Raw genomic sequence first — 12,420 nt, 5'->3', positions numbered from 1 at the left:
GCCACAGACGGTAAGGCCTGATCCGGGTCAAGGGCCGGGTGCCGCTCGGCGGTGGGCAAGCCGCCTGCGCCGCGAAGCGCAGTTGGGCCACCCAGCCGATGGGGTTGCGCTGTCCGGCCGCTTGCAGCAGCTGCCCGGCCTGTTCCAGACTGGGCAGCGTTCGCTCAGATCTCAGTTCATGCGGCGGGCGGCGGGGGCTGCTGGGTGCCGCTGTCGGCCAGCTCGATTAGCCAGCCCATCAGCTGCACCAGGGCCAGCGCCATGCCCGGCAGGCCCGCCAGCATCATGATCCAGCCACTGATGCTCTGGTTTTGCAGCGGGGTCAGGTTCCACAGGCACAGCGCACTCACATACGGCGTGTACAGGACGGTGGGGCTGTAGAGCCAGGTGGCCGCCACCGCCATCATCGGCAGCCCGCTGAGCAGCCCGAACCAGCCCCGGTTGCCCAGGCTGCGGCCCTGGATGCTCGGGAGGGGCCGCAAGATGACCGACCAGACCAGCAAGCCGCCCAGCAGGTACAGCGCGGGAAGCAGCGCGCCCGCCGTGTTGGTCACGACGCTGGCGTTGAAGCCCGCCGGGATGTTCCAGAAGATGATAATGGCAAACCACAGTGCCAGCGCCACCCAGGGATCGAGCAGCACACTGAGGAACTGCCCGGCGGGAGAGCTGCGGGAGAGTTTGAAGTGCCCCGGCAACCCCAGCACGACCAGCGGCGGCACCAATTCGGCCAGCAGCATCAGGCGGCCCATGTAGAGCGCCATGCTGTTGAGGGTCAGCGTGATGGCCTGACTCTGGGTCACGATCACGGTGACGATCAGGCCCAGGCCGAACAGCACCGCCCGCCAGATTGGCCACACACCGGGATGCGCCCGGCGGCTGCGTGCGAAGGCCACGAAATACCATGCGCCCACGGCCAGGATCGGCAGCCACACCAGCGGGTCGAAGCGCAGCGCCAGCAATTCGGCCAGGCTGGGGTTGAGCTGACTGGGATCAAGGTTGCCCGGCACGCTACTGACTGGCAGACTCACTGCATCACCTCCTGCACGTCGGCCTGAAGGCGTGCGAGTTGCGGGAGCTGGGTGTAGTCCCAGATCAGGCGAATTTTGCCTTGCCGGTCAATCAGATAAGTGGCGGTGGTGTGGTTGATCTGGTAGTCGTCCGGTCCCCTGATGTCGGCTTTGTTGTAGCCCGCGCCGTAGCTGAGTGCGACCTTCTTCAGTTCGGGTTCGGAAATATGAACGCCGGTGGCCGTGCCGAAGAAGCTGAGATAGGACTTGAGCTGCTCTGGCGTGTCACGCTGCGGATCGACGCTGATGAGTACCACCTGGAAGTCGCGGCGCTCGGCGGCAGGCAGGCGCTCGCGCAGTTTGTTCAAGTAGGTCAGGCTCAGCGGGCAGATATTGGGGCAGTGGGTGAAGCCGAAAAACAGCGCGGTGGTCTTGCCATTGGGCGCGAAGGTGTAGGCGGCGTTGTTCTGGTCGGTGCCGGAAAAGACCGGGGCGCTTTTCGGCGGCGTGTAGGCAGTGCCGAAAAAGGGAAACGGCGTCTTGAGCCTTGCGTAGAACCACACCCCGCCGAGCAGTAGCGCCACGGCGATCAGGGCGAAAGTCAGCGAGACATACCAGGGGCGGCCCAGCGCCGGGTCAGCGGAGGCGGGATGAACATCAGTACGGTCAAGCTCGGTCATTTCAGCGCCTCGGAAACCGGAGTGGGAGTACACAACTGCATTCGGCAACACCTCCGTTGCTCGTGGGGCCTGTCGCTGACCACCTGGGGAGACTTCTATTGTGAACGTCCGCGCCCGGCCCTTTGTCCCCAGGCAATCTTTCCAGTCGGCTTCCCGGTACGGCGGCGCGGTAGACTGCGCGCAATGCACAAACCGACCATTCAGGATGTGGCGCGGCTGGCGGGCGTCGGCGTCGGTACCGTCTCGCGGGTCCTCAACAACCATGCCGCCGTACGTGACAGCACCCGGCAGACGGTGCTGAGCGCCATCCGCGATCTGGAATACGTGCCCAACCCTCACGCCCGGCGCATCGCGGGCGGCAAGTCCTACACCATCAGCATTCTGCTGCCAGTCATCACCACCGAATTCTATGTGCGGCTGCTCGACGGCCTGGAGTCGGCCTTTCAGGAAGCCCGCTACGACGTGGCGATCTTTCCTCTGCTCGACCGCTCGCGCCTGGAGCGCTACCTGGGCAGCCATACCCTGGCCTACCAGGCCGACGGCCTGGTGATGGCCACCTACAACCTGACCCAGATGCTCAGCGAAAACCGCCTGCGCGACCAGCAGCCGATGGTGCTGGTGGACGCCTACGCTGACGGCGTGGACTGCGCCCGGATGGACAACCACCTCGGCGGGCGGATGGCCGGGCAGTTCCTGGCCCAGCAGCCGGGCTACAGCTACGCCGTCTGGGTCGAGACCGAACTCGATCAGATCTTTACCTCGCGGGTCTTCGAGGAGCGCAGCGCGGGCTTTCATGCGGCGATGGCGGAGGCGGGCCGGACGGTCAGCGGCGAGTTCATCAGCTCGTTTGACGCCCATGCCGCGCGCACGGTGGCCGGGCAGGTGCTGGACGCCGCCCAGTTCCCGGCGACCATCTTCGCGTCTGCCGACCTGCTGGCTGGGGCGCTGCTCGATGAGGCCCAGGTGCGCGGCATCGCGGTGGGAAGCGATCTCAAGGTGCTGGGTTTCGACGATCAGCCCTGGGCGGCGGCGCGTGGCCTGAGCACCCTGCACCAGCCCGTCGAGGCGATGGCCTACGAGGCTGCCACTTTGCTGCTCGCGCGCCTCTCCGGGTACCGGGGACCGCCGCGCGTCCGTACTTTCGAGCCGAGGCTGGTGCTGCGCTCCAGTACCGGAGATTCGTGATCAGGGAAGGGCTGTGATCAGGGACGCTGTCGCTGACGATTTCCCGGCGATCCACGCCGTCATCAACGACGCTGCCGAGGCGTACCGGGGTATCATTCCGGCGGACCGCTGGCACGAGCCGTACATGAGCGAATCGGAACTGGCCGGGCAGATGGCGGAGGGCGTCCGGTTCCGCTGCTTTGTCGATAACGGCGGTGGTGTGGGCAATGGGGTCATCGGCGTGATGGGCATACAGGACAGAGGCGAGGTGAAACTGATCAGGCACGCCTACGTCCGTACCGACCACCGGAGCCGGGGCATCGGGGCGTTGCTGCTCGCGGACCTGATTGCCGATGAAGGGCAGCCCATCCTGATCGGCACCTGGCAGGCCGCTGCCTGGGCCATCCGGTTTTATCAGAAACACGGTTTTGTACTGGTCTCGGAAACTGAGAAAACCCGGCTGCTCAGAAAATTCTGGACCATCCCGGAGCGGCAGATCGAAACGTCGGTGGTGCTGGCCGATCAGCGCTACTGCCCTGAGTTGACCGAATAAGCGACGCAAAGCCCCTCCCTTTAGGGATGGGGTGAGTTGGTTGCCCTGCACTGTCTGCAGGGCTTTGTCTTTGCTTGTCGCGTTATCTAGATTCATGCTATATAATTCCCTCGTGAGTGAGTTTAAGGTCAACTACAAATCCAAATCCAATGTGGTGTACCGCTGTCTCTATCACGTTGTTTGGACGCCGAAATACCGACGTGCAGTGTTGGTGGATGGAGTAGATGAACGCCTGAAAATGATTCTTGCGGACGTGGTAACAGAAATGGAATGCGATCTCATGGCGCTGGAGATCATGCCGGATCATGTTCATCTTTTGGTGCAGGTAGATCCTCAGTTTGGTATCCATAAGCTCGTCAAGCTGGCAAAAGGCCGTTCCAGTCGCCTGCTGCGCTCAGAGTTCCCGTGGCTGAAATCGCGGCTTCCGACCCTCTGGACGAACAGTTATTTCGTCGCTACCGTTGGCGGCGCACCGCTGGAAATCGTGAAGCAGTACGTGGAGGACCAGAAGCATGCCTAAGAAGCCCAGGCGGGATGTCCAGCGGTTTGTCCGCAAAGCCGCCTTGCCCAAGAGCAAACTTCTAGACCAGTTGTCCCACGCTTCGGGTCAGTTGTATACGCAGGTCCTCGTCGCCTACTGGCGCATTCTCCGCAAGACCGGAAATGGCAAGAATGGCCGCAAGCCCGTCTTCCTTTCGCAGTACGGCATGGAAGCGCTCTGCCCCAAAGACCCTGATGGGCTGCTCCACTCCCACACCTGCGGCGCTATCGTTGGCAACTTCTATTCGTCGATCAAGAGCGCGAACGAACGCAAGAAGAAGGGGGATCAGAAGGCCAAGTACCCCCGGCGGCGCAAGTGGTACTACAAGATCACCTGGAAATCGTCGGGGATTCGCCTCAAGGACAGCCATCTCATCCTCTCTACCGGAAAAAGCAGCGAGAATGTCATTCTTCCTTGGACGCATGATTTGCCGGACATGGTAGAGATCGGCTGGAAGAAGACCGGAGGGTACGAGGTCCGGGCTGTCTACGAGGCCCAGGCGGGACACGTGCTGGGAAACGGTGTGGCGGCGATCGATCAGGGCGAACTCCGAACCGCCACTGTCTACGACGGCGAGAAGGCCACGATCTACTCCGGGCGTTTGGCGCGGAGTAAGTCGCGCTACCGGGCCAAGGTCATCGCCAAACTCGACGCCAAGATTTCCAAAACCGGAAAGGGGAACGGAAAGCAACCCAGTAGTCGCCGTCGTAAGAAGCTCATCCGTGCCAAGAGGCGCATGACTCGCCAAATCGATCATCAGATCAGAGACATTCAGCACAAGCAGAGTAGCCACCTTGTTTCCACGCTGTACAACCAGGGCGTGCAAACCGTCGTTATTGGCGACATCAGAGACATCCGCAAATCTATGCAATACGGCGCGAAAGCGAACCAGAAGCTGCACGGGTGGTCGTTTGGCAAGTTCCGCCAGATGGTTACCTATAAGAGTCAGCGACTGGGAATGCAGGCCGTGCTGATGGACGAGGCGTACACCTCGCAAACCTGCCCGCAGTGCGCTGCGCGTCATAAGCCGAGAGGCCGGACGTACAAGTGCAAGTGCGGTTACGTGTGCGATAGGGACGCCGTGGGTGCGATTAATATCCGTGCAAAGTATCTGGATTCCTTCGGGAAACCTGTAGTCGGGGTCATGGCTCCCCCCGTGAGGGGTGTTCGGTTCGCGCCGCACTTTTCGCGTCACTTGAAGCTCAACACTTCAAGAACCCCCGGCCTTTAGGCCTGGGGAGAGTCAGCGAATAGAAAAGCGGGCCACCCCGAAGTGAGTGACCCGCCCAGCCCGTTTTCCCTCAGCTCGGGCCGCGCTCGTAAACCGCCTGCCAGGGCTTGTAGACGGTCTCGACCTTGTCGCTGCGCACGCCGGACGCGTCTTTGATGGTGCGGGTGATGTAGAGGTCGTAGCCGTTGGCAGCCCAGTCCACCTGCTTGCTCGCGCCACGTGGCAGATTGGGATTGACGATGAACTTGGGCGCAGGGTGCGGCGTGCTGCTGAGGATGGTGGCCCCCGAAACATTCACGCGGCGGCTTTGCGGCACGCCCCAGACCTGCACCTCCAGAGTGCTCTTGGCATCATTGTTGACGGTGCGGATCAGCACCGTGCCGCCGGTGTCGTTTTTCATCTTGAGATCGACGCCGGGATCGTACACCGCCGCCTCGAAGCCCACCTGCGGCTCGTAGTAGCCGACCCGGTAAGAGTGCTGGTTGCGCTCCACGATGGGCATACCTGACTGATACAGGGCCCGGAAGGTGGTGGTGGACACCTGACACACGCCGCCGCCCAGGCCGTCCACGGTGCGCCCGCCGCTGATGATCAGCCCGCCGACGAAGCCGTTGCCCTCGCTGATGCTGCCCAGGGTGTCGAGGAAGCTGAAGGTGCCGCCTGCCGCAACCACCGCGCCGTCGATCTTGGCGGCAGCGTTGGCGACGTTGGTGCGCCGCTCAGGGCTGGAGTGGTAGTAGGTGCTGACTCCAGTGGTGATCAGGGTCAGTTTGTTGGGGTCGGGCAGCGCCGCCACCGTGATGGTCGGCTGGGCCACCTTGCTTGGCAGACTGAGGGTTTTGACGCTGGGATCGAGGACTGCTTTACTCAGCAGTTGCAGCGCCGCTGTCTGATCGATGATCAATCCCGGCTGTTCCTTGACCCGCACCAGCTTGCTGCCCTGACGCTCGTAGCGGGCGTCCTGGGCCGGGTTGTCGAGGTAGCCGCTGAGGGTCTTCAGGCTGCGCTTCATGGCAGCCCGGTCGATTTCGAGGTCGCCGGGCCGCACCCAGAACAGGTTGGCGACCTGTAAGGCGCTCAGCACACCGCTGCGCTGGCTCGTTCCGAGTTGCACCGTCAGCGGGCGCAGCAGGGCGTTGCCCCTGTCGACCTGGGCCTGTAACCTGGCGGCGCTGTCGGGTGAGGTCCAGGGCACGACAGTCAGGCTCAAATCGCGCTGCGACGGGTCGGCGGCGAACGCCTGGGCTGCCGCGTCCACATCCACCTTCTGGCCCGGCACGTCCGGCGTCAGGGCGTAGCGGGTCTTGTCGAAGAAGATCTTGCCGCTTTTGGGCGCGGTGTTGAGATCGGCGCTCAGGGCGGCCAGTGTCTTGCTGGCGACGGCGGCATCCACACTGACTTTAAGCGGATAGCTCTGGGCGCTGCGCTGTCCGGCCAGGTCCTGCACCTTCTCGATCAGGTTGCGCTGGTCGGCGGCGCTGAAGGCAGCAGCCACACTCCCGCTCACGTCGGCGCTGTAGCCGAGCTTGCCCGCGTCGAGCGTCCAGCTCTGGGTGCTGGCGGCCCTGGGATTGGTGGCGGTGGGCTTCGCTGGGGTCGCTGCCGGAGTGGTGCTGGCCTGCACATCGGCTGCTGCCAGGCTCACCCGGATGGTGGGCGATTTGAGGGCCGTCTGCACCTTGGCTGCTGCCTCATCCTGATTCAGACCGCCCACGTCCACGCCGCCCACCTGTGTCTGGGCAGGCAGGCGACCCTCGTTGACCGCCACGCCGAGGGCCAGTGCGCCGCCCAGGATGGCGATGGCCGCGCCGCCGATAATCCATGCTTTGACGTTACTCATATTGATCTACTCATAGTGTTCTCAACTTCTTCTCCGTTGGGAAGAGCGCCGCGCAGTCCACCGGAAAACAATCCATGGGGAAGGCAAGGCGCTCGAAAAGCTTCAGGGAGTGGGTGGACAACCGGTCTTCCAGTTTATCCGTGCGGAGGCAAGGGACCAGCCCTTGAGCCTCAAACGAGCACCTTACTGATGATACTCCAAAAGCGGAAACTGACCCTTCATGCTCGCAACGTCGGCTGTCTGGGGCTGCGTGGAGGTGGGTCGGCTCGTGGCTTTCCAGACCGCCCCGGACCCGCCTGCTACTATGTGCGCCGTGACCCAGACCACGCCCGAACCCGTCTCTCTATCCGCCCTGAGCGCCGTGAACATCTCTCAGGCGTTCGGCGAGACGACGGTGCTGCATGGGGTGAGTCTGGAGGTGGCGCGCGGCGAGGTGGTGGCCGTGACCGGACCTTCGGGCAGTGGCAAGAGCACGTTGCTGCACCTGCTCGGCGGTCTGGGCCAGCCCAGCGGTGGAGCCATTTACTGGGAAGGTGTGCGAGTCGATCAGCTCAGTGTCGAGGCCAGGGCCAGTCGGCGGGTGCGGGCGCTGGGGCTGGTCTTTCAGCACCATTACCTGCTGCCTGATTTGACGGTGCTGGGCAATCTGCTGGTGCCAGGCCTGATTCTGGGCGAGGACCTGACCGGGCGGGCCGAGGAACTGCTAACCCAGGTGGGCCTCGTCGGACGCGGCCAGGCGTACCCGGACGTGCTCAGCGGCGGCGAACGCCAGCGCCTGGCGGTGGCCCGCGCCCTGATGGCCCGCCCCGCTGCCTTGCTGGCCGACGAACCCACCGGCAGCCTGGACAGGGCCAATGCGGACCGGGTGGCCCGGTTGATGATCGGGCTGGCCCGCGAGTACGGCTCGGGCGTGCTGCTGGTGACGCACGACGAGCGGCTGGCGGCACTGGCGGACCGGCAAATCAATCTGCTCGACGGACGGCTGGCGCAGTCGCCGCCGGTGGCCCAGACGTTGACTGCCGCGCCCTGAGGCTGCTGCCCAGGGCGGGGTTGTGAATCGGAAACGGGCAGGGCTGGCCGAGCGCCCTTCCCGGCCCGGTCAGCCCTGACTCCTGCCTGTTCTCAGCGAGCGCTACTGATGCTGACGCTGCGCGCGCCCCACTGGATGGCCTGGCCTCGGCTGCCCATCCAGATGTCGATGGTGTTGGACAGGCGCACGTTCATGGTGTCCTCGACGATAAAGGTGCGGCCACTCAGCAGGCCAGCACTGTCGCGCAGCGTGACGCGGCTGCCGTAAGGAAAGACACGCAGCAGATCGCGGCTCAGGGCGATGACGCCGGGGCGGACCCGCGTGCCGGTGGCGGTGATGAACGGGCTGCTGTCGGTCTGGCCCACGTCGCTGCTGTAGGCGGTGGCCCGGACCACCCGGCTGACCCCGCTGGAGACAGCGGTGCTGGGCCGCGTTACGGGCGATTGGCTGGCCATGACCTGAGCGGCCTTGAGCTGCGCTGCCTTCGCTTGGGCTGCTTTCAACTGGGCCACTTTGACCTGCGCCGCCTGGAATTGTGCTGTCTTCGCCTGAGCCGCTTTGACTTGAGCTGCCCTGGCTTGCGCGGCCTGACTTTGAGCTGCCTTGACCTGGGCCGCCTGCTGAGCGGCCTGATTCTGAACGGGCTGGGCCACTGACTGTGGCCTGGGCGCAGCGGGTTTGGCGGGAGCCGCCTGAACCAGTGTCTGGGTGGGCGCTGTTTGCACTGCCACCAGCTTCGGCGTGGCAGGCGCTACGGCGGTGGCGTCGCGGACCACCTGCTCGATCAGGGCCGAGCCGGGCAGGTGCGGCAGTGCCGTGAGGTTGAGGTCCACAGCTGCGGGGGTGGTGGCGGCGCGGCTGACTGCCGGGGCGGGCCTGATTGGGGCAGGCGCGGCTTTGGAATCAGTCTTCGGATGCACTGGAGCCGCCTCGCTGCCGGACGTCCCCGACCACAGCGGTGCCTGGGCGTGCAGCAGCAGGGCGGCGCGGGCGAGTTGCTGGGTCAGGCTGCTGCCCAGGTTGAGCGCCGCGCCGCCATTTGCCTGCGCGGGAGCTTGCTTGGGGGCGAAGCTGGGAACAGTGGCCTGAGCGCTCTGCGCGGCCCCGAAACCTGTGAAACCGAGCGTGAATACGCCCACCAGATGCATCGTTTTCAGCACACCGCTCCTTGGCTTTCGTCGCGGGGCCACCCATCAACAGAATCTGGCCCAGCGAGAGCAAACACTGTCAACATGAGAGGAGACATCGTTCGTAGAGAAAAGTCATTCGAGAAAGAAAGCGGCCAGGCGCGTGACCTGACCACGGCACCTCGAAGCCTAAAGAGGGGAGATGTGCGCCCTCTAAGGAAATTAGGTATCTGCTCTCATTAAAATTGACGAATTTTACACAAAGTTCTGAAAAGGGGACACCAGCTCAGCCCGCAAATGTGAGAACAACGGCCAAGACGGTGCACTTACGCTCATGAAGAAAGTGGAGCCGCCCTGAAGGTCGGGTCGTCGGCTCAGCGGAGGGCGGTGATGCGGACGGTGCGCGCACCCCACTGGATGGCCTGGGAGCGGCTGCCCATCCAGATGTCAATGGTGTTGGCCAGGCGCACGTTCATGGTGTCCTCGACGATGAAAACCCGGCCATTGAGCAGCCCGGCGCTGTCGCGCAGCGTGACGCGGGTACCGTAAGGAAAAACGCGCAGCAGATCGCGGCTCAGGGCGATGACGCCGGGCCGGACCCGTGTGCCGGTGGCAGTGATGAAGGGGCTGGCGTCGGTCTGCCCGACCTCGCTGTTGTAGGCGGTGGCCCGCACCGTCCGGCTCGCGCCCGCCACGCGCCCCACCGCCACCTCGCTGCCCAGGCCGGTCTCCGTCACCAGGGCGCTCTGCAGGGCCCGCTGGGTCATAAAGCTGTCCGGCAACTGTGGCAGCAGAGGCAGCGGGGTGAAGGTCTGGGCCAGGCCGCCCAGGCTCAGCAGGGCCGCGCCGCTCAATCCGGCCATCCCACGCCGGAAGCGGCGGGGCCTGTTTGCGCTGGATTTGTGTTGAAGGCGAATGTCAGATCGTTTTTTAATGTTCAGCATAATGGTGGATCACTCCTCGAACGCCTCGCCCGAAGTGACAGGCGGGGTGGGTGGGGTAAGAGCATGGCTCGGTGTCAGCGCCCTGCGGGAAGCGGTGAGGGCGCGGCGCGAAACACGGCGGGGCAGAACAGTCAACAGCTCTGTACGCCCGCCGAGGCGAGATCAGGCTAAAGGCATAAGATTGCTGTCTGATGGGAAACGGTGGCCCCGGCACTCATCAAAGTTTCCGATCCAGTTCGTCCTATGGGGTTGGGTGGCCTCTCAGACGCATAATCAACCTGACTGAGACTCTCACCTGGCTCTTTATCTTCTCATCTTTGACGTGGTGTTGATTTTCTGGAGGGCGCAGATTGTTTGGCGGTGTCAGGTCTGCTTCTGCTGATTGCCGCAGCTGTCCACCGCGCACCAGCGCCGCGAGACGTTGCGGCTCTCGTCGTAGAACAGCAGGTCGCAGTCGGGGTGCTGGGATTCCGTCAGGAGGCGCGGCGGGCCACCTCCACCTTCGGACCAGGCGGCCCCAGCACTTCGGAGTGTGCGCGGCGCGCAAAGTCCTCGCCTTCAGGCACGATTTCGCACCGCTCACGGGTCTGGCCCAGTCGCCGGAGCCAGCCTCCCCGGTGACAAGAGCGTCGTCGACTCCTGTGCTCAGGATCTCCTGTACCCAGGTCCAGACACCATTCGGCGGCGCGGACCTGAAGTGACATGTGATACGGCGTCCGGCACGCAGGAGCGGCTTCAGACCGGCTGAGCCGGCCCATGATCGCCCGACTGTTTCAGGGCGAGCGGGCCGATCAGCCCTGGACTCAACGTAGACTCAGGGCCAGTTCGTGTCAGCCCTCCCGCCCCCGCCGCCCTGCCACCGCTTCACAGGAGACCCCATGACCCCACCGCCCACCACTTCTTTTCCCTCAGCCCTTGTCATCGGCGCGGGGCAGGCCGGGGGACCATTGGCGGGCGCGCTCGCCAAAGCGGGCTGGCAGGTCACGCTGATCGAGCGCGAGTATGTCGGCGGCACCTGCGTCAACGAGGGCTGCACCCCCACCAAGGCCATGATCGCCAGCGGTCAGGCCGCCCATATGGCCCGCTCCTCGCAGGCGCTGGGCGTGAGCGCCGGGCAGGTGAATGTGGACCTCGGCCAGATCGTGGACCGGGTGCAGGGCATCGTCCGCGACTTTCGCCAGGGCAGTGAGGCGGGCATCAAGAAGGCGGGCGTGAACCTGATTTACGGTCAGGCCCGTTTCAGCGGCGTACGCGAGGTGGAGATCACGGCGGACGGCGGCAAACAGACGCTCAGCGCCGACTACGTGTTCATCAACGCCGGAGCGCGGCCCCGCTGGCCCGAATTGCCGGGCCTGGACGATGTGGGCGCGATGACGTCCAAAGATATCCTGCTGCTGCGCGAGTTGCCCACACACCTGCTGATTCTCGGCGGCGGCTACATCAGCCTCGAATTCGCCCAGCTCTACGCCCGTCTGGGCAGCCGTGTCACGGTCATCGAGCAGGCCGGGCGGCTGATCGAGCGCGAGGACCCGGACGTGATGGCGGCCCTGCAAGAAGTGCTGGAGGGTGAGGGCGTATCGTTCGTGCTGGGCGCGGAGGCACTGGGCATCGAAAAGGTCGGCAGCGAGATCAAGCTCAGGGCCAAGCAGCACGGCCAGGAGCAGACTCTTTCCGGCTCGCACCTGCTCGTCGCCACCGGGCGCGTGCCCAACACCGACCACCTGAACGTGGGGGCGACGGGCGCGGCGCTCGACCAGTACGGCTTCATCGTGGTGGACGACCATCTGCTGGCCGCCGAGCAGGTCTACGCGCTGGGCGACATCAAGGGCGGTCCGGCCTTTACCCACATTTCCTACGACGATTACCGCATTGTGCGCGACGCCCTGCTGCACGGCCAGCAGCGCAAAGTCAACGAGCGGCTGGTGCCCTATACCCTCTTTACCGATCCACAACTGGGCCGGGTCGGCCTCGACCGCCAGCAGGCGCAGAAGCTGGGCCGCTCCACCCGCGTCTACACCCTGCCGATGAGCAGTGTGGCCCGCGCCATCGAGACCGACGCCACCGCCGGGCTGATGAGGGCGGTGGTGGACGACGCCAGCGATCAACTGCTCGGCGCAACGGTGCTGGGCATGGAGGGCGGCGAGGTCATGAGCGCCTTGCAACTGGCGATGATGGGCCAGCTCACCGCGACCACGCTGCGCAACGCGGTCCTGGCCCACCCGACGCTGAGCGAATCCATCAACAACCTGTTCGTGAGCGGGCCGGAGGTGCTGACTGGGCGGGCGTAGAGGTGCAGCGGTGAC

At 64.5% G+C, this 12,420-nt stretch carries 12 protein-coding genes; 6 read left to right on the top strand and 6 right to left on the bottom strand.

What is annotated here, in order from left to right:
- Positions 1-176: 176 nt before the first annotated feature.
- Both N0D28_RS12035 and N0D28_RS12030 read right to left on the bottom strand, forming a co-directional pair.
- Positions 177-1,028 (bottom strand): cytochrome c oxidase assembly protein, encoded by an 852-nt coding sequence (locus N0D28_RS12035; protein ID WP_260559753.1) that lies wholly within the window; start codon positions 1,026-1,028, stop codon positions 177-179.
- Positions 1,025-1,687, bottom strand: a complete 663-nt coding sequence (locus tag N0D28_RS12030; protein WP_260559752.1) for an SCO family protein — start codon at positions 1,685-1,687, stop codon at positions 1,025-1,027. The genes N0D28_RS12035 and N0D28_RS12030 overlap by 4 nt, the downstream gene beginning before the upstream one ends.
- Before the next feature lie 183 nt (positions 1,688-1,870).
- On the opposite strand from N0D28_RS12030, the gene N0D28_RS12025 reads away from it, so the two are divergent.
- From N0D28_RS12025 to N0D28_RS12010, 4 genes are all read left to right on the top strand, one after another.
- Positions 1,871-2,872 (top strand): LacI family DNA-binding transcriptional regulator, encoded by a 1,002-nt coding sequence (locus N0D28_RS12025; protein ID WP_260559751.1) that lies wholly within the window; start codon positions 1,871-1,873, stop codon positions 2,870-2,872.
- A gap of 13 nt (positions 2,873-2,885) precedes the next feature.
- Positions 2,886-3,404 (top strand): GNAT family N-acetyltransferase, encoded by a 519-nt coding sequence (locus N0D28_RS12020; protein ID WP_260559750.1) that lies wholly within the window; start codon positions 2,886-2,888, stop codon positions 3,402-3,404.
- Between the two features lie 112 nt (positions 3,405-3,516).
- Positions 3,517-3,924 carry an IS200/IS605 family transposase gene (gene tnpA, locus N0D28_RS12015; RefSeq protein ID WP_260559678.1) on the top strand — a complete coding sequence of 136 codons (408 nt, stop codon included), beginning with the start codon at positions 3,517-3,519 and terminating at the stop codon, positions 3,922-3,924.
- Entirely contained in the window at positions 3,917-5,176 is a 1,260-nt protein-coding gene (locus tag N0D28_RS12010; protein WP_260559677.1) for an RNA-guided endonuclease InsQ/TnpB family protein, read from the top strand. The genes tnpA and N0D28_RS12010 overlap by 8 nt, the downstream gene beginning before the upstream one ends.
- A gap of 70 nt (positions 5,177-5,246) precedes the next feature.
- Here N0D28_RS12010 and N0D28_RS12005 read toward each other — a convergent pair whose 3' ends face one another.
- Positions 5,247-7,016 carry a VanW family protein gene (locus N0D28_RS12005; protein WP_260559749.1) on the bottom strand — a complete coding sequence of 590 codons (1,770 nt, stop codon included), beginning with the start codon at positions 7,014-7,016 and terminating at the stop codon, positions 5,247-5,249.
- Positions 7,017-7,320: 304 nt separating this feature from the next.
- Here N0D28_RS12005 and N0D28_RS12000 point away from each other — a divergent pair, with 304 nt between their 5' ends.
- Positions 7,321-8,046 carry an ABC transporter ATP-binding protein gene (locus N0D28_RS12000; RefSeq protein ID WP_376777672.1) on the top strand — a complete coding sequence of 242 codons (726 nt, stop codon included), beginning with the start codon at positions 7,321-7,323 and terminating at the stop codon, positions 8,044-8,046.
- Between the two features lie 92 nt (positions 8,047-8,138).
- Here the strand turns inward: N0D28_RS12000 and N0D28_RS11995 are convergent, their stop codons facing one another.
- From N0D28_RS11995 to N0D28_RS15705, 3 genes are all read right to left on the bottom strand, one after another.
- Positions 8,139-9,206: an RlpA-like double-psi beta-barrel domain-containing protein gene (locus tag N0D28_RS11995; RefSeq protein ID WP_260559747.1), complete on the bottom strand. Its 1,068-nt coding sequence runs from the start codon at positions 9,204-9,206 to the stop codon at positions 8,139-8,141.
- 341 nt (positions 9,207-9,547) lie between these two features.
- Entirely contained in the window at positions 9,548-10,117 is a 570-nt protein-coding gene (locus N0D28_RS11990) for an RlpA-like double-psi beta-barrel domain-containing protein (protein ID WP_260559746.1), read from the bottom strand.
- A gap of 363 nt (positions 10,118-10,480) precedes the next feature.
- Positions 10,481-10,561 carry a CGNR zinc finger domain-containing protein gene (locus N0D28_RS15705; RefSeq protein WP_376777671.1) on the bottom strand — a complete coding sequence of 27 codons (81 nt, stop codon included), beginning with the start codon at positions 10,559-10,561 and terminating at the stop codon, positions 10,481-10,483.
- A 434-nt stretch (positions 10,562-10,995) separates the two neighbouring features.
- On the opposite strand from N0D28_RS15705, the gene N0D28_RS11985 reads away from it, so the two are divergent.
- Positions 10,996-12,405 carry a mercuric reductase gene (locus N0D28_RS11985; RefSeq protein ID WP_260559745.1) on the top strand — a complete coding sequence of 470 codons (1,410 nt, stop codon included), beginning with the start codon at positions 10,996-10,998 and terminating at the stop codon, positions 12,403-12,405.
- Positions 12,406-12,420 lie beyond the last annotated feature (15 nt).

Origin of the sequence: Deinococcus rubellus (assembly GCF_025244745.1) — a bacterium.
GTDB lineage: Bacteria > Deinococcota > Deinococci > Deinococcales > Deinococcaceae > Deinococcus > Deinococcus rubellus.
This window is presented reverse-complemented; position numbering and strand designations above follow the sequence as displayed.